The organism is Microbacterium sp. SA156, assembly GCF_049065455.1.
Lineage (GTDB): Bacteria > Actinomycetota > Actinomycetes > Actinomycetales > Microbacteriaceae > Microbacterium > Microbacterium barkeri.
This window is the reverse complement of record NZ_JBAKGU010000028.1, coordinates 1-22013: the sequence shown is the minus strand read 5'-3', so window position 1 is coordinate 22013 and position 22013 is coordinate 1. Positions and strand designations below refer to the sequence as shown.

At 70.3% G+C, this 22013-nt stretch carries 19 protein-coding genes and 1 tRNA gene; 5 read left to right on the top strand and 15 right to left on the bottom strand.

The genetic code is table 11. The features are described 5' to 3' along the window. Positions 1 to 215: 215 nt before the first annotated feature. From ACOWU6_RS16670 to ACOWU6_RS16640, 7 genes are all read right to left on the bottom strand, one after another. Positions 216 to 291, bottom strand: a tRNA-Arg gene (locus ACOWU6_RS16670). Between the two features lie 86 nt (positions 292 to 377). Next, positions 378 to 947 (bottom strand): asparagine synthase, encoded by a 570-nt coding sequence (locus ACOWU6_RS16665; protein WP_271173185.1) that lies wholly within the window; start codon positions 945 to 947, stop codon positions 378 to 380. 51 nt (positions 948 to 998) lie between these two features. After that, positions 999 to 1394 (bottom strand): tautomerase family protein, encoded by a 396-nt coding sequence (locus ACOWU6_RS16660; RefSeq protein ID WP_324012553.1) that lies wholly within the window; start codon positions 1392 to 1394, stop codon positions 999 to 1001. A gap of 84 nt (positions 1395 to 1478) precedes the next feature. Next, complete coding sequence (locus ACOWU6_RS16655) at positions 1479 to 3659, bottom strand: alpha-galactosidase (protein WP_421076384.1); 2181 nt, start codon at positions 3657 to 3659, stop codon at positions 1479 to 1481. 14 nt (positions 3660 to 3673) lie between these two features. Further along, positions 3674 to 5008, bottom strand: a complete 1335-nt coding sequence (locus ACOWU6_RS16650; RefSeq protein WP_421076383.1) for an ABC transporter substrate-binding protein — start codon at positions 5006 to 5008, stop codon at positions 3674 to 3676. Positions 5009 to 5028: 20 nt separating this feature from the next. After that, the gene (locus ACOWU6_RS16645; RefSeq protein ID WP_324012557.1) at positions 5029 to 5946 is read right to left on the bottom strand and encodes a carbohydrate ABC transporter permease; all 918 of its coding nucleotides are present in this window, start codon (positions 5944 to 5946) and stop codon (positions 5029 to 5031) included. A 12-nt stretch (positions 5947 to 5958) separates the two neighbouring features. Next, a complete protein-coding gene (locus tag ACOWU6_RS16640; RefSeq protein WP_282979046.1) occupies positions 5959 to 6894 on the bottom strand; it encodes a carbohydrate ABC transporter permease in 936 nt (311 codons plus the stop codon). A gap of 149 nt (positions 6895 to 7043) precedes the next feature. Here ACOWU6_RS16640 and ACOWU6_RS16635 point away from each other — a divergent pair, with 149 nt between their 5' ends. Continuing rightward, positions 7044 to 8285, top strand: coding sequence for a Gfo/Idh/MocA family protein (locus ACOWU6_RS16635; protein WP_282979047.1), 1242 nt, complete (start codon positions 7044 to 7046; stop codon positions 8283 to 8285). 1 nt (position 8286) lies between these two features. Next, positions 8287 to 9300, top strand: a complete 1014-nt coding sequence (locus ACOWU6_RS16630) for a LacI family DNA-binding transcriptional regulator (protein WP_421076382.1) — start codon at positions 8287 to 8289, stop codon at positions 9298 to 9300. Positions 9301 to 9360: 60 nt separating this feature from the next. Here the strand turns inward: ACOWU6_RS16630 and ACOWU6_RS16625 are convergent, their stop codons facing one another. Then, positions 9361 to 10818, bottom strand: a complete 1458-nt coding sequence (locus ACOWU6_RS16625; protein WP_421076381.1) for a sugar porter family MFS transporter — start codon at positions 10816 to 10818, stop codon at positions 9361 to 9363. 310 nt (positions 10819 to 11128) lie between these two features. Between ACOWU6_RS16625 and ACOWU6_RS16620 the strand changes: the two genes are divergently transcribed. From ACOWU6_RS16620 to ACOWU6_RS16610, 3 genes are read left to right on the top strand one after another with little or no spacing between them, the layout of a single operon-like run. Beyond that, a complete protein-coding gene (locus ACOWU6_RS16620) occupies positions 11129 to 12121 on the top strand; it encodes a substrate-binding domain-containing protein (protein WP_421076380.1) in 993 nt (330 codons plus the stop codon). Between the two features lie 54 nt (positions 12122 to 12175). Continuing rightward, the gene (locus ACOWU6_RS16615) at positions 12176 to 13231 is read left to right on the top strand and encodes an ABC transporter permease (protein WP_421076379.1); all 1056 of its coding nucleotides are present in this window, start codon (positions 12176 to 12178) and stop codon (positions 13229 to 13231) included. 5 nt (positions 13232 to 13236) lie between these two features. Further along, positions 13237 to 14088, top strand: coding sequence for an ATP-binding cassette domain-containing protein (locus ACOWU6_RS16610; RefSeq protein ID WP_324012566.1), 852 nt, complete (start codon positions 13237 to 13239; stop codon positions 14086 to 14088). 64 nt (positions 14089 to 14152) lie between these two features. Here ACOWU6_RS16610 and ACOWU6_RS16605 read toward each other — a convergent pair whose 3' ends face one another. Genes ACOWU6_RS16605 through iolB form a run of 7 tightly spaced genes read right to left on the bottom strand, consistent with a single transcriptional unit; the run spans position 14153 to position 21760 of the window. Then, the gene (locus tag ACOWU6_RS16605) at positions 14153 to 15154 is read right to left on the bottom strand and encodes a Gfo/Idh/MocA family protein (RefSeq protein WP_271173196.1); all 1002 of its coding nucleotides are present in this window, start codon (positions 15152 to 15154) and stop codon (positions 14153 to 14155) included. A gap of 11 nt (positions 15155 to 15165) precedes the next feature. Beyond that, positions 15166 to 16050, bottom strand: a complete 885-nt coding sequence (locus ACOWU6_RS16600) for a sugar phosphate isomerase/epimerase family protein (protein ID WP_282979054.1) — start codon at positions 16048 to 16050, stop codon at positions 15166 to 15168. 3 nt (positions 16051 to 16053) lie between these two features. Continuing rightward, complete coding sequence (locus ACOWU6_RS16595) at positions 16054 to 16923, bottom strand: sugar phosphate isomerase/epimerase family protein (protein ID WP_421076378.1); 870 nt, start codon at positions 16921 to 16923, stop codon at positions 16054 to 16056. Between the two features lie 18 nt (positions 16924 to 16941). After that, the gene (locus tag ACOWU6_RS16590) at positions 16942 to 17955 is read right to left on the bottom strand and encodes a Gfo/Idh/MocA family oxidoreductase (RefSeq protein ID WP_324012572.1); all 1014 of its coding nucleotides are present in this window, start codon (positions 17953 to 17955) and stop codon (positions 16942 to 16944) included. Between the two features lie 19 nt (positions 17956 to 17974). Further along, complete coding sequence (locus ACOWU6_RS16585; RefSeq protein WP_421076377.1) at positions 17975 to 18925, bottom strand: sugar phosphate isomerase/epimerase family protein; 951 nt, start codon at positions 18923 to 18925, stop codon at positions 17975 to 17977. A 26-nt stretch (positions 18926 to 18951) separates the two neighbouring features. After that, positions 18952 to 20865, bottom strand: coding sequence for a 3D-(3,5/4)-trihydroxycyclohexane-1,2-dione acylhydrolase (decyclizing) (gene iolD, locus ACOWU6_RS16580; protein ID WP_282979059.1), 1914 nt, complete (start codon positions 20863 to 20865; stop codon positions 18952 to 18954). A 4-nt stretch (positions 20866 to 20869) separates the two neighbouring features. Next, positions 20870 to 21760 carry a 5-deoxy-glucuronate isomerase gene (gene iolB / locus ACOWU6_RS16575; RefSeq protein WP_421076376.1) on the bottom strand — a complete coding sequence of 297 codons (891 nt, stop codon included), beginning with the start codon at positions 21758 to 21760 and terminating at the stop codon, positions 20870 to 20872. Between the last annotated feature and the right edge of the window lie 253 nt (positions 21761 to 22013).

The following is a 22013-nucleotide window of genomic DNA, read 5'->3' as shown; positions in this document are numbered from 1 at the left end:
AACCCGACCCGAACCCCGCCACGACGACCAGATCACCCCCACCCTCTACGGGCAAGGCCTCGACGCCACCGAAGGCCTCTGGGCCCGCGCCGGGTGGGCAGGACGAGGATGACACACCCGACCCATCCACTCTTTCTGGCCGATAACCCCCTTGACGCGCGGTCGTCCCACCCGAACGCAGAACGGCCCCCGCCGAAGCGGGGGCCGTTCTCGTGTGGTGCGCCCCGAGGGACTCGAACCCCCAACCTTCTGATCCGTAGTCAGATGCTCTATCCATTGAGCTAGGGGCGCATTCACCGCTGCCGAAGCAACCGTATGAGCATACAACGCGTTCGCCGCACCGGACAAATCGGGGCGCGCCGCCCGGGCGCGTCGCGTCAGTCGACCGCCGCGGAGGCGCCCTCCGACCGGCGCTCCTTGGTCTCGACAGCGAGCTTCTGCAGGTCGACGAGGCGCAGCGCCTGCATGCGCGCCTCGCGCATCGAGGCGTAGTCCGGGTCCTCGTCGGGGCGCATCGCCTCGACGCGCAGACGGTTGTCGAGCGTCGACGCGATGTCGCCCCATGCCGCCTCGCGGGACTGCTCGACGAGCGCGAGCAGCTGCGCCTCGTCCTCGAGCTCCGTGCGGAGAGCCTTCGCCACACCGACGTACTGCTTGGCGCGGCGGCGGAGGTTGCGCACGTCGCGGTCGCGGTAGTCATGCGTGCCGCGCGACTGCGAGTGCCGCCCCCACGCGGCCTTCCGCGCCTTAGAGATCTCCTGCGCCGCCTGCTCGGACTCGTCGGCGAGCGCCGCGATCGTCTCGCGGGCGACCGGCAGGAAATGGGACGCGTCGAACGCCTCGTCGAGCGAGATCGTGCTCACGAGGATCCTGTTCTTCACCGCGAGCCGCGCGGCGGCATGCGCGATCGCGAGACCCTCGGCGATCGCATCGGCGTTCCGTCCCACCGCACCTCCTCGTACCAGATTAGCCGCGAGGACCGGGCGGCGGGCGCGGGGTCACGCCTGCGGGACGGCGAGCTCTCCCGTGAGGTACTGGGCGCGACCGAAGCCGAAGCTCCAGTCCTCCGGCCCGTTCTCGACGTACCCGATGAAGACGTCGGACGGCGCGACGCCGACCGGCTCGAGCGCTGCGGCGATCGCGGCGTACAGGCGCTGCTTCTGATCGACGGAGCGACCCCGCTGCGTGAAGATCTGGATGACGACGGGGTCGGTCCGCTCGAAGCCGAGACCGGCATCCTCCGCGACGATCGTCGACGCGGGGCGCGAGGTGATCACCTGGAACCGGTCGCGCTCGGGGATCCCGTAGACGGAGACGATGGCGTCGTGGACGGCGCCGGCGATCTCGGCGGGATTCGTGCGGGCGTCGCTGTGGTCGATGCGGACGAGGGGCATGAGTACTCCTGAGAGAGGTCGAGGACTTTGTCCTGACATTCTCTCATACGCCTCTTCGCGCGAACAACCCCTCGTCCGCCCTCCTCACTCCGCGGCGGCGTGCAGGAGCAGCGCCTGCTCGGGGCGCAGGATCGGCAGCGTCACGCCCACGGCGTCGAGGAAGCGCCCCGTCGCCGTGAGCCCCTCGTCGAACCATCCCGGGCCCCGGTGCTGCACGAAGGGGCTCGCGCTGTCGCCCTCGGTCGTGCGCGGGAAGTCCTCCGCCGTGGGCAGGAGCGGCACGACGCGGTAGACCCGGTCGGGGTCGAGCCCCGGAAGTCGCACCCGGCCGGGCATCTCGGCGACGGGGGTCCGGTGCATGACCGCCGTGAAGAGCGCCTCCCCCCGGTCCTGCGCGACGACGCCGTGGAGCGCGAGCGCCGGCTCGACGAGGTCGGCGTTGACGCGGACCCCCGAGTGGATCAGGCCGCGGAAGCGCTTGTACAGCTCGATGCCCTTCCGCAGGACCGCTCGCTCGTGCTCGGAGGCCGCGCGGATGTCCCACTCGATCCCGAAGTGCCCGAAGAGGGCCGTGAGCACGCGGAACCCGATGTCGTGGACGCGGCCTGTCGTGTGGGAGTGGGTGGGTCCGACGTGGGCGCCGACGAGCTCGGGCGGGAGCACCGCCTGGGTCCACCGCTGGATCGTCTGGCGCTCGAGCGCGTCGTTGCAGTCCGACGCCCAGACGCGGTCGGTGTGCGCGAGGACGCCCAGATCGATGCGCGCGCCGCCCGACGAGCACGACTCGATCTCGACACGGGGGTGGGCCTCCTTGAGCGCCGCGAACAGGCGGTAGACCGCGAGGGTCTGCGCGTGCACGGACGGGCGCCCATCGTGCCCGTGCTCGCGCAGGTCGCGATTCTGATCCCACTTGAGGTACGCGATGTCGTTCTCGCGGAGGAGGGCGTCGATGCGGTCGTAGACGTACTGCCACGCGTCGGGGTTCACGAGATCGATGACCTGCTGATGCCGCCATTCGACGGGCAGGCGCCCGCCCTCGTCGTGCGAGCGCGCGTCGGGTCCGGCGATCCAGTCGGGGTGCTCCCGCGCGACGTCGGAGTCGAGGTTCACCATCTCGGGCTCGACCCACAGCCCGAACTCCATGCCCCGCGACGTGACGGCCTCGATGAGCGGCGTGAGGCCATCCGGCCACAGCCCCTCGTCGACGTGCCAGTCGCCGAGCCCCGCACGGTCGTCGCGGCGCCCGCGGAACCATCCGTCGTCGAGCACGAAGCGCTCGACGCCGAGCTCGGCGGCCGCCGCGGCGAGCTCGACGAGCGGCTCGATGCGGTGGTCGAAGTAGACCGCCTCCCAGGTGTTGAGCACGACCGGCCGGGGGCGACCGCCGTCGACCTCGACGTGCTGCGGACGCGCACGGAACCACCGGTGGAACCGCTCCGTCACGCCGTCGAGGCCGCGATCCGACCATGCGGCGTACAGCGCGGGCGTCTCGTAGGCCTCTCCCGGCGCGAGCACGACCTCGCCCGATCCGAGCAGCTCCGCGGCGCCGATCATCTGGCGCCCGTCGGCGAGCGCGTCGAGGAACTGCTCGTGGTCGCCCGACCAGGCGAAGTGCGCTGCCCACACGGCGCCCGAGCGGTTGCCGAAGCCCGGCGTGCCCGCCGCGACGAGCAGCGAGGAGTCGTGCCCGGTGCGGCCGTGCCGCCCCGTGCGGACCCACGTGCCACGGCGGATGGCCTGCCGCTGCGGGTGGTTCTCCCGGCACCAGCGCCCGGTGAGGTCGAGCAGCTCGCCCGCATCGGCGGGCACCGGGAGCTGGATGGCGAGCTCGTCGACCTGGTAGGGGGTCGCGCCCGTGTTCGTCACCGAGGACGCCGCCTCGAGCAGCCCGGACGGGTGCAGGCGGAGCCGCGTCGCGACCTCCAGCCCCGCGCTCGCATCTCGCTGTACGATCCGCGCGGTCTCGCCATCCGCCTCCGCCGCGACGACGCGCAGAGCCGGCGAGAAGTCCCGCCCCGGTCGCCCGTCCTCGTCGATGCGGCTCCCGCGCAGGCCCGGCCGTCCGAGCCATCCCGACGACGGCTGCGGCACGACGCCCGCGATCACGGGCACGTCGAGCGCCGAATGCGGGACGGGGTCGGTGAGCAGCTCGAGATCCGGCACGTGTGCGCCGAGGTCGGCACCCCAGTGGACGATCTCGGCCTCGCCCGAGCGGAAGGAGAGCAGCACGCTGACGCCGTCGGCGCGCAGATGGATGGGGTTCATTCGATTCGCTTTCGTCATCTGGTGTCGTCCGCCCCCTCGAAGAGGGCGTTGACGCGCTCGTTCGCCTGCGTGAGCGACGAAACGTCCGCCTGCCCGGTCAGCACCGCGTCCATGGCGGGCTTCATGATGCCCTCCACCTGCGCCGCCCCGGAGGTGATGGGGAACAGGAAGGTCGTGCCCTCCGAGACGTGGTCGGTGAACGCCGAGACGTCGATGCCGCGCTCCTCGAACGCCGCGACCGCCTTCTCCGTCGACGAGAGGATGGCCGGGAACACGACCCCCTGCGCGCCGACGACGTCCTGGCAGGCGGGCGAGCCGAGATACTCGACCCACTTGCGCGATCCCTCGAGGTCGTCCGTGCCGACCCAGATCGAGTCGGCGAGGCCGTTGAACATCGATGCCCGGTGGCCCTCCGGCCCGATCGGCGTGGGGGCGATGCCGAGGTCGATCCCGTCGTACCCGGCGTACTGGCCGATCATCCACGATCCGTTGGCGTTGATCGCCGCACGGCCGGCTCCGAAGTTGTCGGGCATGGAGGCGCCGACCGTCGTCTCGAGCCGCGGCATGTACCCCTTGTCGATGAGGCCAGACCACCACGCGATCGCGCTCTGGAAGCGCTCGTCGTCGTAGTTGTAGCGGTCGCCCCACGGGTTCTCGTTCGTGTGGGTCCAGCCGGTCGTCCCGGTGAGCCAGCTCCACTCGGTCTGGCCCATGCCCGCCCCCGACGCGGTGAGGCCCAGGCCGTACACCTCGACGTGGTCCCTGTCGAAGCCGGGCTCGTCTCCGCGCACTCCGTTGCGGTCGACCGTGAGCCGCGCGATCGCCTTCTCGAGCGTGCCGCCGTCGTCGGGGTTCCAGGTGAGCTCCGCCATCTCCTCGTCGGAGAGGCCCGCCTCCTCGACCATCTCGCGGTTGTAGAAGAGGGCGATCGTGTCCCAGTCCTTCGGCACGCCGTATCGGCTCCCGTCCTGCCCGACCCACAGATCGGCGAGGCCCTCGGCGTACTGGCCGAAGTCGAGGTCGACGTCGTCGAGAGGCACGAGCTGGTCGAACCGGAGGTAGTCGGGGTACTTCGAGAGGTGGTTGGTGAACACATCCGGCGCGTTCTCGGCGACCATGCCGTTGGTCACCTTGCTCCAGTAGTCGTCCCAGCCGAGCTGCGTGATGCGGACCGTGAGGTCGGGATTCGCCTCGTTGAAGTCCTCAGCGCACTGGCGGTAGCCCGGGAGCTGGTTGGCATCCCACAGCCAGTAGTCGATGACCCCCTCCTCGCCGGTGATCGCGGCGCATCCGCCGAGGGCCGACGTCGAGACCGCGGCGAGCGCAGCGGCGGCAAGGACCTTCTTCATGTTCCTGCGTCCTTTCACGATCACTTCACCCCGCTGAAGCCGATCGAGTTCACGATCCGCTTCCCGAAGGCGATGAACAGGATGAGCACGGGCACGGCCGACACGAGGGTCGCGGCCATGAGGCCGGACCAGTCGGGCGCGCCCTGCGGCGACTGGGACTTGAAGGTGCCCAGACCCACCGTGAGCACGCGGGTGCTCTCGTCGGACACGAGCAGCGGCCAGAAGTACTCGTTCCACTGCCCCATGAACGTCAGCAGGGCGAGGGTCGCGAGCGGCGCGGCCGCGTTGGGCATCACGATCTGGATGAAGATGCGCCACTGCGAGGCGCCGTCGAGCATGGCGGCCTCCTCGACCTCGCGCGACATGTTGAGGAAGAACTGGCGCATGAAGAAGATCGCGAACGGCGTCATGAACACGTACGGCAGGATGAGGCCGAAGATCGTCCCGAGCAGCCCGAGGTTCTTCACGAGGAGGAAGTTGGGCAGCGCCGTGAAGATCGGCGGCACGAGCACCGTGGCGAGGAAGATGCCGAAGACCTTGTCGCGGTGCTTCCACTGCAGCCGGGAGAACGCGTAGGCGGCCATGGAGCTGAAGAAGACGGCGCCGGCCGTGGTGAGCGTCGAGAAGAGCACCGAGTTCAGCAGGTACTGCCAGAAGTTGATCGCGGCACCCGAGCCGCCCTGCGCGAGCGCCTCCTCGGTGGACTGCATGCCGAACACGCGAGCGAAGGCGCCGAGGTTGACGTCGACGGGGAGGATGCTCGCGGAGTTGGCCGCGAGGCCGCTGTTCATCGACAGCGACGTGCGCAGCACCCAGTAGAACGGCAGGATGCTCACGGCGATGGCGATGCCGAGGCAGATCCAGCCGAGGACGAGGCCCCAGCTGACGGGCTTCCGCGCCCCGCGCCCGCGGGTCACGATGGTCGTGGTGGTGGTCATGGCCTGCTCCCCTTACGCCAGGTCGGATTCGTTGCCGCGGAGGAGCTTCATCTGCACGAAGGCGACGATGCCCAGGATGACGAAGAGGATCATCGCCAGCGCGGAGGCGTATCCGAACTCGAGCTCCGTGAACGCCTTCTGGAAGATGTAGAACTGCAGCACGCGGCTCGCGTTGACGGGGCCGCCCTGGGTCGTGACGGCGACCGTGTCGAACACCTGGAACGATCCGGTGACGGTGAGCACGAGGACGAGCGCGAGAACGGGGCGCAGGAGCGGCATCGTGATGCGCCCGAAGGTCTGAAGCGGGTTCGCGCCGTCGAGGTGCGCGGCCTCGTAGACGGTGTTCGGGATGGCCTGCAGCCCGGCGAAGATCAGGAGGGCCGTGTAGCCCATGTGGCGCCACGTGTTGATGAGCGCCTGCGTCGGGATGGCCCACTCCTGCGCGCCGAAGAACGCGACCCGCGGCAGGCCGAGCCACTCGATGACCTGGTTGACGATGCCGAGCTGGTAGTCGAGCATCCAGAACCACAGGAGAGCCGCGATCACGTTCGCCATGAGGTACGGCATGAGGAGGAGTCCGCGCACGAGCGTCGACTTCGCGACCCGGTGCATGAGCAGCGCGAGGCCGAGGGCGATCGCGGTCTGCAGCACGATGTTGATGAGGACGTACTGGACCGTCACGCCGAGCGCGTTCCAGAACAGCGGGTCCTGCGCGATGCGGGCGTAGTTCTCGACGCCGACCCACCGCGGCTCGTCGAGCACGCTGTACTGCGTGAAGCTGAGGAACAGGCCCCGCACGGTCGGCACGAGGTAGAACGCGATCAGGCCGACGAGCGCCGGCGCGATGAAGAGGAGTGCGATCCGCAGGTCGCCGCGCCCTCTCCGCCTGCGGACGCCGCCGTCGCGCTGAGCGCGTCGGCGTCCGAGGACGATGGTCGTCGTGGTCATCTTCATACTCCGTTGTGATGGCGATGAGCGGTGATGACGGCGAAGTTACACGAGTCACCAATGCCGATGCAAGCGCGGATTCCGTGCCGAAAGTTTCACCCCTATCCATTCATTGACACGAGTAACCCCCTCGTGGCAGACTCACCCGCATGACCTCTCAGGCTTTCTCCCTCGGCATCGTCGGCGCAGGGCAGTTCTCCGGGCACTTCGCGAAGCTGTTCCAGGCGCACCCGCTCATCTCCGAGGTGTGGGTGACCGACACCATCCCCGAGCGCGCGGAGGCGCTCGTCGCGCGCGAGCACCTCGCCGGCACGCTCGTCGACTTCGACGCGATGCTCGCGAGCGACCTCGACGCGGTCGCGATCTTCACGCAGCGCTGGACGCACGGGCCGCTCGTCGTGCAGGCGCTGCGCGCGGGCAAGCACGTGTACTCCGCCGTGCCGATGGCGATCAGCGAGGACGAGATCGCCGCGATCATCGACGCCGTGCGCGAGACCGGGCTCACCTACATGATGGGCGAGACGAGCTACTACAACCCCGCGACCGTCTACGCCCGCAAGCGCGCGGCGGAGGGCGCCTTCGGCCGCATCTTCTACGCGGAGGGCGACTACGTCCACGACATGGACCTCGGCTTCTACGCCGCGTACCAGTTCAGCGGCGGCGCGGAATGGAAGCGCACCGCGAGCTACCCGCCCATGCTCTACCCGACGCACTCGGTCGGCGGCGTGCTCGGCGCGATCGGCGGCCGTGCCGTCAGCGTGAGCTGCATCGGCGTGCGCGACGACCGAGGGGACGGCGTCTTCGACCGCGAGGTCAGCATGTTCGACAACGACTTCTCGAACGCCACGGCGCTGTTCGAGCTCGCCGGCGGCGGCAGCATGCGCATCAACGAGTTCCGGCGGGTCGGCTACCCGTCGCACCTGCGCGAGTCGCGCTTCCGCTACTTCGGCACGGAGGCGAGCTTCGAGCAGCTCGTCGAGACGGCCGTGTGGCAGGACAAGCAGGGCTTCTCCGACATCACGGAGCTCCTCGAGACGAAGCCCAGCATGTCGCCCGACGACCCGTCGCTCGCCGACGTCGATCCCGCCCTGCGGGACGCCTTCATCTCGGGGCTCGCGCGCGTCCACGATGCCGAGCGGCTTCCGGTCGAGCTGCGCGGCCAGCCGACCGGGCACGAGGGCAGCCACCACTTCCTCGTCGACGACTTCGCCGTCGCCGTCGCGAACCGCACGCTGCCGCCGGTCAACGCATGGGAGGCCGCGCGGTACACGCTGCCCGGCATCGTCGCGCACCAGTCCGCGCTCCGCGGCGGGGAGCGCCTCGCCATCCGCGACTTCGGCGATGCCCCGGTCGCGGCCGACGCCCCGGATGGCCAGGTGCTCGCTCGTTAGGATGGCTGACGTGCCGCGCTCGACGTCCGCTTCTGCGAGCCGGGCGACGCGCAACGACGTCGCCCGGCTCGCGGGAGTGAGCCCCGCGGTCGTCAGCTACGTGGTGAACGGCACCAAGAAGGTGTCCCCCGACACCGAGGCGCGCGTGCGCGACGCGATCGAGAAGCTCGGCTACCGGCCCAACCCCTCGGCGCGTGCGCTCCGGCTCGGATCGACCGAGATGCTCGGGATGGTCGTGCCCACGTCGATCAATCCGTACTTCGCGCAGCTCGCGCACGAGGTCGAGCTCGCGGCGGCGCGGCGCGGCTACCTGCTTCTCACGTCGAGCTCCGACGGATCCATCGAGTCGGAGCGACGGCACCTCGAGCACCTCACGACGCGGCTCGTCGACGGCATCTTCCTGTGCAGCAACGTCTTCGAGCCCGACCTGCGCGGACTCGAGCACTCGAACATCCCCGTCGTCCTCCTCAACCACAGCGCTGGCGTGCCCGCCCGCAACTCGATCGGCGTCGACCTCGTGCAGGGCGCGCGCCTCGCGGTCGAGCACCTGGCGGGGCATGGCTACGCGGAGATCGGCCTCGCGATCGGGCGCACGTCGGGCGACGAGGAGGACGGCCGCGAGATCGGGTGGCGCGAGACGCTCGAAGAGCTCGGGCTCGAACCGGGCCCCATCGCGCGCGGCGCCTTCTCGCCCGACGGCGGGTACGAGGCGATGCGCCGCCTGCTGCAGCGCGGGCGCGTGCCGCGCGCGCTCTTCGTGAGCTCCGACCAGATGGGCCGCGGCGTGCTCAAGGCCGCGCACGAGGCGGGGGTGCGCGTGCCCGAGGATCTCGCGATCGTGTCGTTCGACGGGTCCGTCGACGCCGCCTACAGCTGGCCGACGCTCACCTCCGTCGCGCAGCCGCTCACGGAGATGGCCGCCGCCGCCGTCGAGGCACTGCTCGACCACACCGGCGAGCCCGTGCATCGCATCATGCCTCCGCACCTCGTCGTCGGCGCCTCCTGCGGCTGCTGACACCGCGAACGCCGCAGGCCCGACCCCGTTCGCGGGGGCCGGGCCTGCGGGCGCGCGGAGTCAGCGGCGGCGTGCGGCCGACTTCGAGACGGTGTAGATCGCGCCGGTCGTGACGTCCTCCTCGAGCGCCTCGAGCGTGCGGCCTCGCGTCTCGGGCACCTGGGTGAGGACGAAGAGGAGGGCGAGCGCCCCGACCGCGGCGAAGAGGAAGAACGTGCCGGTGATGCCGACCGCCTCGACGAGTGAGAGGAAGTACAGCGACAGGACGCCGTTCACGACCCACAGCATGAAGACCGAGATGCCCATGCCCACGCCGCGCATGTGCAGCGGGAAGATCTCGGACAGGTACACCCACACCGCGATGTTGAGGAACGTCTGCATCGAGCCGACGAAGGCGACAACGAGGAAGAGGATGACCCACGGGCGCAGGGGGTTGCCGACCTCGAGCACGGTCGACGCGACGCCGATGAGCAGGTGGCACGACGTCGTGAGGGTGAGGCCGATCGCGAACGTCTTCCGACGGTCGAGCCGGTCCATCATGGCGAGGGCGATGACGCCGCCGACCACCGCGATGACGCCCGGGGCGATATTGGCGATGAGCGCCGCGCTCTCGTCGAAGCCCGACTCGATGAGCACCGTCTGGCCGAAGTACATGATCGAGTTGATGCCGGTCAGCTGCTGGGCGACGCCGAGGCCGATGCCCACGAGGAGGATGCGCGTGAGGTTGCGGTTGCCGAGGATCGCGCGCCATCCGAGCTGGCTCTCCTGCTTCTCCTCGTCGGCGACCTTCTCGAGCTCGGCGAGCTCTGCCAGGGCGCGGTCCTCCGAGCGGACGCTCTTGAGCACCGCGAGCGCGCCCGCACGGTCGCCCTTCTCGATGAGCCAGCGGGGCGACTCTGGCATCCGCAGCATGCCGAAGAACAGCACGATCGCCGGCAGGGCGCAGATCGCGAACATGATGCGCCACACGCCGTCGAGGTGCCCGAGGGTGTTGCCGATGATCGCGTTGACCACGAAGGCGGCCAGCTGCCCGGTCACGATCATGAGCTCGTTGCGGCCCGCGAGCGATCCGCGGATCTCGTACGGGGCGAGCTCGGCGAGGAAGACCGGCACGACCGTCGAGGCGCCGCCCACGGCGAGCCCGAGGATGATGCGGCCGATGACGAGCACGGGCAGGTTGGGCGTGAAGACGACGAACAGCGTGCCCGCGAAGAAGAGCACCGCGAGCAGGATGATCGTCTTGCGACGCCCCCAGCCATCCGAGAGCCGCCCGCAGAACATCGCGCCGATCGCGGCGGCGAAGATGAGCGAGCTGGTCGCGACGCCCTCGGTGAACGCGTTCAGGCCGAGCTCCTCGGCCATGGGGCGCAGTGCGCCGTTGATCACGCCGGTGTCGTAGCCGAAGAGCAGCCCGCCGAAGGTCGCGATGAGCGCGACCAGGCCGAGCCGCTTCCGGTGCGGTCCTCCGACGAGCGGGGGAAGGGTCGTACTCGAGCCCTCCGCGTGTGCATGTGCCATGGTGACTCCTTCGTCCGGCGAGCGACGCCTTTGTCCTTACATAATAGCGCGTCACTTTGTCCTGTCAAACGGACAAGCGGCGTCACTGCCTTCCATAACGAAAATGACACTATGTCTTGACAATCTGTTGACAAGCGCGCGATCACGGGTCACAGTGATCGCAGTGCCGACGAGGACGCCGGCCACGCACCGCGGATGGGCAGAGCGGCCCGCCCGCGCACGGCATCCTCTGCCCGCCCGCGGACCGTCCGCGGGCATCCGCGCGCCGCCCTGGGCGCGCACGGGGTCGGCCCTCCCGAAAGGACCACTCATGGCGACGATCACTCCTCGGAAGCTCCTGGGGGCGGGAGCCCTCGCGACCGTCCTCGCACTGACCGCCTGCAGCGGCGGCGGCGCGCCGCAGCAGAACACGGCCGATGACGGGTCCGGAGGAGGCGGCGGCGACTCCGGCTACGTCATCTCGATGGTCACGCACGAGACCCCGGGAGACACGTTCTGGGACAAGATCCGCGCCGGCGCCGAGCAGGCCGCGAAGGACGTCGGAGCGACGCTGCAGTACTCGAACGACCCGGCGGCCGACAAGCAGGCCCAGCTCATCCAGACCGCCATCGACTCGGACGTCGACGGCATCGCGACCACGCTCGCGACCCCCGACGCGCTTGCGGCGTCAGTGCAGGCGGCGGCCGATGCGGGCATCCCGCTCGTCGGCTTCAACTCCGGCATCGACCAGTACCGGGATGTGGGCGCGCTCATGTACTTCGGCTCGGACGAGACGCTCGCCGGGCAGACGGCGGGAGAGCGCATCGCCGAGGCCGGCGGCGCGCATCCGCTGTGCGTCATCCAGGCCGCCGGCTCGGTGGCCCTCGAGGCGCGCTGCGCGGGCGTGAAGAGCGCCGTGCCGGGCACGGAGAACATCCAGGTGAACGGCGCCGACGACTCCGCCGTGGTGGCGAGCCTGCAGGCGAAGCTCCAGCAGGACCCGTCGATCGACTACATCGTGACGCTCGGCGCTCCCATCGCGCTGGACGCGCTGAAGGCGATGGAGCAGTCCGGCAGCGAGGCGAAGCTCATCACGTTCGACCTCAACGCCGACGCCGCGCAGGCGATCAAGGACGGCCAGATCGAGTTCTCGATCGACCAGCAGCCGTATGTGCAGGGGTACATGGCCGTCACGTCGCTCTACCTCTACCTGAAGAACGGCAACGACATCGGCGGCGGGAAGCCCGTCCTGACGGGCCCGTCGTTCGTCGACGAGTCGAACATCGACACGATCCTCCCGTTCGCCGAGAACAACACCCGCTGACCACCGCGGAGGGCGGGCCTCAGGGCCCGCCCTCCCCCACCACCAGGAGTACCCATGTCACAGGGTTTCGCTTCCTCCGCTCCGTCGGAGGCGTCGAACCGGGTGAAGCTCGGCTGGTCGCACCGCCTGCTCGCCCGTCCGGAGGTCGGCGCGGCGGTCGCCGCGGCGCTCATCTTCGTGTTCTTCCTCGCCGTCGCGCCCGCGTTCCGCTCGGCCGACGCGCTCTTCACCGTGCTCTACCAGGCCTCCACGATCGGCATCGTCGCCGTCGCCGTCGGCCTGCTCATGATCGGCGGGGAGTTCGACCTCTCCGCCGGCGTCATCGTCACGAGTGCGGGGCTCTTCAACGCGCTCTTCTCGTACTACCTCGGCATCAACCTCATCGTCGGGGCCGTCCTCTCGCTCGTGTTCTGCCTCGGCGTCGGCTTCGTCAACGGCTACCTCGTGATGCGCACGGGCATCCCGAGCTTCCTCATCACGCTCGGCTCGTTCTTCATCCTCCAGGGTGCGAACCTCGGCATCACCAAGCTCGTCACCGGCGCCGTGGCGAGCCCGAACATCTCGCGGATGGACGGCTACGACATCCTCCGGACGATCTTCGCCGGGTCGTTCCAGATCGGCGGGATCACGATCTGGAACAGCGTCCTCTACTGGATCGCGTTCGTCGCCCTCGCCGCGTGGATCCTCCAGCGCACGCGCGTGGGCAACTGGATCTACGCGGTCGGCGGGAACGCCGCCTCCGCCCGCGCCGTGGGCGTGCCCGCGGCCGCCGTCAAGATCGGCCTGTTCATGACGGTGTCGTTCCTCGGCTGGTTCGTCGGCATGCACACGCTGTTCCGGTTCAACACGCTCCAGGCGGGCAACGGCGTCGGCAACGAGTTCCTCTACATCATCGCCGCGGTGGTCGGCGGGACGCTCCTCACGGGCGGCTTCGGCAACGCCATCGGCGTGGCCATCGGCGCCTTCATCTTCGGGATGACCTCGCTCGGCATCGTGTACGCCGGATGGGACCCGAACTGGTTCCGCTCCTTCCTCGGGGCGATGCTCGTCATCGCCGTCCTCGTGAACCTCTATGTCAAGAAGCTCTCCACCGCACGGAAGGTCGGGTGACGACGATGACCGAGAGCCCCCGCGGCGGCGCGCCGCTCATCCAGATGACCGAGGTCGGCAAGAGCTACGGCGCCATTCGAGCGCTCAAAGGCATCAACCTCACCGTCAACGCCGGGGAGGTCGCGTGCGTGCTCGGCGACAACGGCGCGGGCAAGTCCACGCTCATCAAGATCATGGCCGGACTCCACCCGCACACCGAGGGCACCCTCCTCGTCGAGGGCGCCGAGCGCCGCTACGACTCCCCCCGCCAGGCGCTCGAGGACGGCATCGCGACGGTCTACCAGGACCTCGCCGTCGTGGGCCTCATGGAGGTGTGGCGCAACTTCTTCCTCGGCTCCGAGCTCGTCCGCTCGCGCTTCCCGCTCGCGAGCATGAGCATCCGCGACATGAAGGCGATCGCCGATGCCGAGCTGCGCAAGATGGGGATCGTCGTGAAGGACCTCGACCAGCCCATCAGCGAGCTCTCCGGAGGCCAGCGCCAGTGCGTCGCGATCGCCCGCGCCGTCTACTTCGGGGCCAAGGTGCTCATCCTCGACGAGCCCACCGCAGCCCTCGGCGTCAAGCAGTCCGGCGTCGTGCTCAAGTACGTCGCCGCGGCCCGCGACGCGGGCCTCGGCGTCGTCTTCATCACGCACAACCCGCACCACGCGTACCTCGTGGGCGACCACTTCGTCATCCTCAAGCTCGGCCAGGCCGTCCTCGACCGCAAGCGCGACGAGGTCACCCTCGACGAGCTCACGCGTCAGATGGCCGGCGGCGACGAGCTCGCCGAGCTCAGCCACGAGCTCAAGGAGCTCGGCGGCCGCACCGAGGCCATCCGCACCGTCGAGGAGGACACACGGCGTCGCCGACGCTGACGCGGTGCACGAAGAAGGGGCCCGATCCGCAGGCGACGCGGATCGGGCCCCTTTCGTCGCGCCGTCAGACGAGGGCGTCGACGGGCTCGCTGCGCCCCGACGCGAGCGAGCGCGTCGCCGCCTCGGCGATCGCCTGCGCGCGGAGCCCGTCGCGCAGGCCGACGGGCACGGGAGCGCCCGTTTCGAGCGCCGACACGAACGCGCCGAGCGCGGCGGCGTAGGTCGGCTGCACGCGCTCGAACCATCCGGCGTGGAGGCCGTCGGACACCGCCTCCGTGCCGCGGAAGCGGGTGACCCCGCCGGCGCGCATGCGACCGGACTCGGCCATCCCCGTCGAGCCCAGCACCTCGATGCGCTCGTCGTAGCCGTAGCCCGTGTGCCGCACGCTGTCGATCTGGACGAGCGCGCCTCCGGCGAGCTTCAGCGTCGCCGCCGAGGTGTCGACGTCGCCGATCTCGGCCACGCGCGGGTCGGCGAGCGCCGACCCCGCGACGTGCACCTCGACGGGCTCGAGGCCCGTGATCCACCGCGCGAGGTCGAAGAAGTGCACCGTCTGGTCCCGCATCTGGCCGCCGGACACCCGCAGGTAGTCGAGCGGCGGCAGCGCCGGCCCGCGCGAGGTGAGCTGCACGAGCGCGACCTCGCCCACGGCGCCCTCGTCGACGAGCCGCTTGAGCTCGGCGTGGTCGCGGTCGAACCGGCGGTTGAAGTCGACCATGGCGGGGACGCCCGCCCGCTCGACGTGCGCGACGGTCTCGGCGGCGTGCGCGAGGTCGAGGTCGATGGGCTTCTCGACGAGCACGGCGAGACCGGCGTCGGCGGCGCGTCGCAGGTTCTCGGCATGCGTGTCGGTCGACGAGGCGATGAAGACGGCGTCGACGAGCTCGGGATCGAAGGCCTCGGCGAGCGAGCGCGCCGCGCGGGCGCCGTGCGCCGTGGCGAGCGCTTCCGCGCGGGCGCTGTCGACGTCGTAGACGAGGCGGAAGTCGACGGCGGGATGGGCCGCGAGGCTCTGGGCGTGGACGGAGCCGATGAAGCCGGCTCCGATCAGGGCGAAGCGCTGCATGGTCTGCCTTCTCAGGAAACGAGGATGTGGAGGAGCCCGCGGATGGTCGTGGCCACCTCGAGGAAGTCGTGCTCGTTCGCCTTGTCGGAGAACATCTCCGACACCCACCAGCCGTCGTACCCCGTCGACTTGATCGCGTCGACCCATTCCTGCAGCGGGATGGCGCCGCCGCCGATGACGACGTTGCGGTGCACGCTCTGATCCGGCACGTCGTGCTCCCGGTCGAGGTCGAGGCCGTCGGAGATGTGCGCGGCCTTGATGAGCTCCTTCGGCGTCGCGGCGACCTCCTCGAGGGTGTCGCCCGTCGTCCAGTAGTGCCACGTGTCGAGCGCGATGCCGACGTTGTCGCGGCCGGCACGCTCGATGATCTCGAGGGAGTGCCGGTGCCGGTTGAGGTTCGACCAGGCGAGCGGCTCGAGGTAGAGGTCGAGGCCGCGGTCGGCTGCGATGTCGGCCGCCTCGCGCACGTTCGTCGCGGCCACGTCGAGCGCATCGCTCTCGGGGAGCCCGAGCGTGCCGCGGTAGCGCACGTCGTCGGCCGACAGTCGTCCGGCCCGGAAGTCCTTGACGACCTCCCAGTCGACGGGGCCGGTGCACATCTGCAGGATGGGGGCGCCGACGACGACGGCGATGTCGGCCATCCGCTCGACCTCGGCGAGGAGCGCCTCGCGGCCGGCGCCGCGTCGCTCGAGATCCAGGACGGCGCCGATGCCCGACACCTCGATCCCCTCGAGGAGGGGAGGCAGGGACTCGACGGCGTAGCCCGCGTCGAGGTAGCGGTAGAGCTTGGGGCTCTGCAGCTCGATACCGGCGTAGCCCGCGGCCTTCGCAACAGCGATGTCGCTCACGACATTGCCGTAGAACGTCGTCGTGACGTTCATCGACAGCTTGGTCATGGGTCAGGATCCGATCAGCTCGCGCAGCTTCTCGAGCTGGTAGCGCGACACCTCGTCGCGGTTCTCGTCCTCGGCGAACACGTTCGACACGATGAGCGCGTCGTCGCGGTCGAGGTAGCCGATCTCGCGGAGCGTCGTGAAGAGCTCGTCCCAGTTCACGTCGCCGTCGCCGATCTTCAGGTGCTGATGCACGCGCACCGCGTTGCCCGGCGGGTTCGTGATGTAGCGGAGCCCGTGGGAGCGCGTGTGGTCGAACGTGTCGGCCGTGTACACGGCGCCGACGCGGTCGCCGATCTCGGGCAGGAGCGTCGTCGCGCGGTCGCCGTAGTGGAACGTGTGCGAGGCGACGTACACGAAGCCGACGGCGGAGGAGTTCAGCCCCCGCAGCACGCGCCATCCCTCGAGGCCGTCCTCGACGAAGTCGTCGGGGTGCGGATCGACGTTGAGGCGGAGGCCCTCGCGCTCGATGATCGGCACGAGCTCCTCCATCGAGGTGTAGAACGCCGCCTCGGAGTCCTCCTGACGCTCGGGGCGGCCCGAGAACTCGGTGTTGATGACGGGCACCTCGAGCTCGACGGCGAGCTGGATGATCCGGCGGAAGTTCCGCACGGCCGCCTGGCGCTGCGGCTCGTCGGGCCACGAGATGCGCTGAACCGGGAGGATGGCCGGGATCGACACGCCGGCATCCCTCGCGGCCTTCTTCAGCTTCGCCACGAGGCCGTCGTCGGCCTTCGGGTACCGGAAGAAGGGCGAGAAGTCGGCGTGAGGCGTGAGCTGGAGGTGCGTGTAGCCCAGCCGTGCGGCGATGTCGGGGAACTCGAGCAGCGCGTGCCCGTCGTGGAACGGCGTCGGGTCGAGGGCGATGCGGACCATCGTCGTGCTCCTTCGGTGTCAGGCGTAGAAGGCGGGGCGGGCGGGTGCGTCGACCGGCTGCACGCCGCCGTCGAGCGCGCGCACGCCAGCCTCGCACGCGAGCGCGACGAGGTAGCCGTCCCACGCGTTCGGGCCGTCGACGAGGCGTCCGTCGCGCACGGCGTCGACCCAGCGCTGGATCTCGTTGTCGTACGCGGTCGCGAACCGCGTCGTGAAGCTCACGTGCTCGGCGGTCGAGACGCGTCCCGCCTGCCACAGCTGCAGCCCGGACGGCTGGCCGATGCGGGCGATCCCCTGCTGGAAGACGGCCTCGGTCGCCACCTGGTAGCCGAACTGCACGCTGACGTTCATCTCGACGTCGACGAGCACGCCGTTCTCGAGCTCGATGAGCACGAGGATGGGCTCGCGCAGGCGCTCGGGCGAGAGGTCGTTGCGACGCGGGTACTTCACCTCGACGCTCACGATCGGCGAGCCGGCGAGCCACGGCACGACGTCGAACTCGTGCACGACCGAGTCGGTGATGAGCATCGTCTGGCTGTAGCTGTCGGGCACGCTCGGGTTGCGGTGCACGGCGCGCACCATGAGCAGCTCCCCTGCCTCGCCCGAGGCGACGAGCTCGCGCAGCCGGGCGTACTCGGGGTCGAAGCGGCGCATGAAGCCGACCTGGATGTGCGGCCGATCGAGTCGCTGCTCGAGCTCGAGCACCTGGCGCGACGTCTCGGAGTCGGGCGTGAGCGGCTTCTCGCAGAGGATCGGCAGGCCCGCGGCGAGCGCCGGCTCGAGCACGGGCAGGTGGAACTGACCCGGCGTCGCGATGAGCACGGCGTCGACGGCGTCGGCCGCGATCGCGTCCTCGATGCGGGTGAAGGTCTGCGCCCCCGGCGCGTTCCCCGCGGCGGACGCGGCGCGCCCTGCGTCGGGCTCGATGATCGCCGCGACGCGGGCGCCGCTGATGCGCTGCGTGATGCGGGCGATGTGGTCGGCGCCCATGGCGCCTGCGCCCACGACGCCGATGCGGAGGTCCTGGCTCATGTCGTCTTCTCCTGGAGACTCAGTGCTGGCGCGCGAAGTGCGTGCAGCTGAAGATGTGCTGGCGGGTGCGGCTCGCGATGGGGAACGGGGTGTCGACGTCGCAGCCGTACATGTCCTGCTCCACGATCGCGAAGATGTCGGGGTCGATCGCCGCGACGGCCTCGATGATCGGGCCGAGGTCAGGCACGCCGTGCGGCGGCTCGATCATGATGCCCTGGCTGACCGCCTCGGCGAACGGCACGTCGTTCTTGAGCACGTCGAAGAGCAGCGACGTGTCGACCTGCTTGAGGTGCAGGTACCCGATGCGGTCCGGCCGCTCCTCGATGAGCTTGAGGTTGTCGCCGCCGTAGTACGCGAAGTGCCCGGTATCGAGGCACAGGTTCGTGTAGCGCGGGTCGGTCTCGTCGAGGAAGCGGAGCACCTCGCGGGTCGTGCCGACGTGGCTGTCGGCGTGCGAGTGGAACTGCTGGCGGACGCCGTACTCCTCGAGGAGCGCCTCGCCGAGCCGGTCGTGCCCCGCGGCGAGCTTCGCCCACTGCTCGTCGGAGAGCGTGCGCGCCTCGAGCACCTCGCTCGTGGCGTCGCTGCGCCAGAGGTCGGGGATGACGACGATGTGCTCGGCGCCGAGCTGCGACGCGAGACCGGCGACCTTCACGGCCTGGTCCCACGCGCGCTGCCACTCGTCGTCGCTCTTGTGGAATCCCGTGAAGACCGTGCCGCCCGAGAGCCGGAGCCCTCGGCTGCCCAGCTCGTCCTCGAGCTGGTGCGGGTCGGTCGGCAGATAGCCGTAGGGGCCCAGCTCGATCCACGTGTAGCCGGCCTCGACGACCTCGTCGAGGAACCGCTGCCAGGGCACCTGCTTCGGGTCGTCGGGGAACCACACGCCCCACGAGTCCGGCGCGGTGCCGATACGCAGGCCGGCGTCGGAGCGGACGACGATGTCTGCGTCGTCGGGGATGCTGTCGGTCATGCTGTGTCTCCTGTCGATGCCCGCGCTCAGCCGATGAGCGGCTTCTGCGCCTGGACCTGCTGCTCGTACTCCGCCCTGGCCGCCTGGGTCGATGCGAGCGTCGACACCTGCGCGACCGGGACGTCCCACCATCCCGCGCCGTCGGGCGCGTAGATGTGCGGGTCGCTGTTGATGTGGATGAAGGTCGACCGGTCGGACGCCTTGGCGCGCGCGATCGCGTCGCGGAGGTCGTCGACCGCGGAGGGCGTCGGCTCGATCTCGATGACGTCCATGCCGTAGCTGCGCGCGTTCATCGCGAGGTCGACGGGGAGGACGTCCTCGCCCTGGAAGTCGCGGGCCTGCGGGTCGTAGGCGCGGTACTTCGTGCCGAAGCGCTCCGACCCGACCGTCTCGGACAGGTGGCCGATCGAGGCGTACCCGTGGTTCTGGATGAGCACGACGATGATCTTGATGCCCTCGGCGACGGCCGTCACCAGCTCGGTGTTGAGCATGAGGTACGACCCGTCGCCCACCATGACGATCACGTCGCGGTCCGAGCCGTCGGCCACGGCGCCGCGCTTGACGCCGATGCCGCCGGCGATCTCGTAGCCCATGCACGAGAAGGCGTACTCGACGTGGTACCCGAGCGGGTCGCGCACGCGCCACAGCTTGTGGAGGTCTCCCGGCAGCGACCCCGCGGCCTGGACGACGACGTCCTCGGGGGCGCTCGCCTGCTGCACGGCCCCGATGATCTCGGGCTGGCCCGGCAGCGCGAGTCCCGAGCGGGCGAACGCCTCGTCGACCGTGGCGTCCCACGCGGCCTTCTCGCGCGCGATGCGCTCCGCGTACTCGCCGGTCACACGGAGCCCCTCGAGCTCGGCGAGGAGCTCGACGAGGGCCTCGCGCGCGTCCGCGACGACCGGCAGCTGCGTGCCGTGCTTGTAGGCGTCGAACGACGCGACGTTGATGTTCACGAACGCGACGTCGGGGTTCTGGAACGCCGTGCGCGACGCCGTCGTGAAGTCGCTGTAGCGGGTGCCGATGCCGATGACGACGTCCGCCTCGGCCGCGAGGCGGTTCGCGGCGAGCGTGCCCGTGGCGCCGACGCCGCCGAGGTACTGCGGGTGGTCCCAGTTCAGCACGCCGCCGCCGGCCTGCGACGTGCCCACGGGGATGCCCGTGGCCTCGACGAGCGCGCGCAGCTGCTCCTCGGCGTCGGAATAGAGCACGCCGCCGCCGGCGACGATGAAGGGGCGCTGCGCGCCGCGGATGGCCCGCACGGCGAGCGCGAGCGCGTCGCGATCCGGACGCGGACGGCGCACGCGCCACTCGCGGTCCTGGAGGAACGCGAGCGGCACGTCGATCGCCTCGGCCTGGACGTCCTCGGGGAGCGCGATCGTGACGGCCCCGGTCTCGGCGGGGTCGGTGAGCACGCGCATCGCGGCGAGCGCGATCGAGTACAGCTGCTCGGGGCGCTGCACGCGGTCGAAGAAGCGCGACACGGGGCGGAAGGCGTCGGTCACCTGGATGCCGATGTCGTGCGGGTGCTCGAGCTGCTGCAGCACGGGGTCGGCGACGCGCGTCGCGAACGTGTCACTCGGCAGGAGCAGAGCCGGCAGGCGGTTGGAGGTCGCGAGCGCCGCGCCGGTGAGCATGTTCGCCGCTCCGGGGCCGACCGACGCGGCCGACGCGAAGGTCGCACGGCGACGGTGCATGCGCGCGTACCCGACGGCCTGGTGCACCATGGCCTGCTCGTTCCGTGCCTGGTAGTACGGCATGAGGCCCGGCTGCTCCTCGTGGACCTGCTTGAGCGCCTGCCCCACGCCTGCGACGTTGCCGTGGCCGAAGATGCCGAACACGCCGGGGATCGTGCGCTCGCGGCGGTCGCCGTCGACCGTCCACTGGTGCGCCAGGAACTCGACGAGAGCCTGGCTCACGGTCATCCGCTTGGTGCTGCCCATGGGATCAGCCTTCCTTGTTCTCGTAGGGGAGGCGGGAGTCGAGCTCCTGGCCCTCCCAGGTCTCGCGCACCCAGGCGTGCCCGGGGTCGTCGCTGATGAGCCAGACCCTCTCGGCGTCGGGCCCGGCCATCACGTTGAGGTAGTAGAGGTCGTAGCCCGGCGCGGCGACGGCGGGGCCGTGGTAGCCGTACGGCACGAGCGCGACGTCGCCCGTGCGCACCTGCGCGTTGATGTCGATCTCGCCCGCGGGCGAGGAGTAGGTGCTGAACATGCCGAAGGAGGCCTCCGGCGTGCCCTTCGCGCCTCCGACCCGGGCGGGAGCCGTCTCGAAGTAGTAGATCTCCTCGAGGCGCGACTCGTGGCCCGGCACGTGCTCGTCGTGCTTGTGCGGGGGGTACGACGACCAGTTCTCGGCAGGGGTGATGACCTCGCACACGATGAACCGCGCCGCGTCGAGCGCCTGGGGCGTGCCGAAGTTGTGGACCTGACGGCTCGAGGCCCCCGCGCCGCGCAGCTCGACCGGCGTGTCGGCGGCGGGGATGAGGCGCGTGGCGAAGACCCTCTCGGTCGGCGATGTCGCGACCGCCACGCGCCCCTCCCCCGACAGCACGCCCTGCTCCGCGGTCGACAGGTAGAGCACGTCCGTGGGCCCGTCGAACACGGAGCGCCGGCCCGCGAGCGCGTAGGCGGCATCCCCCGTGCGCACCGCGAACGCACCCGCGAGCGGCACCACGAGCTTCTCGGTGCCCGGCTCGAGCGCGAGCTCGTCGCCGGCGGCGAGCTGCGCGACCCGCAGGCCCGTGTGCTCCCAGCCCTCGATCGAGCCGTCGACGACGGTCTCCCAGCCGTCGCGCGCGAGCGCGCCGCGGCGGTGGAACCAGCGCTGGTCCGTCATGTCCATCTCTCTTCTCGTCGTTCTCGGGGTCGTCTCGCGGCGTTTCGACTCGCTGGCGCTCGCTCAACGACCGGGAGCGGCTCGCTCCGCTCGCCTCATCATCTAGTCGTTCTGGGGGAAGCCGAGGTTGATGCCGCCGTGGGTCGCGGGGTCGAGCCAGCGGCTCGTGACGGCCTTCTCGCGCGTGAAGAAGTCGAAGCCGTGCACGCCGTACGCCTTCGCGTCGCCGAACAGCGACTGCTTCCATCCGCCG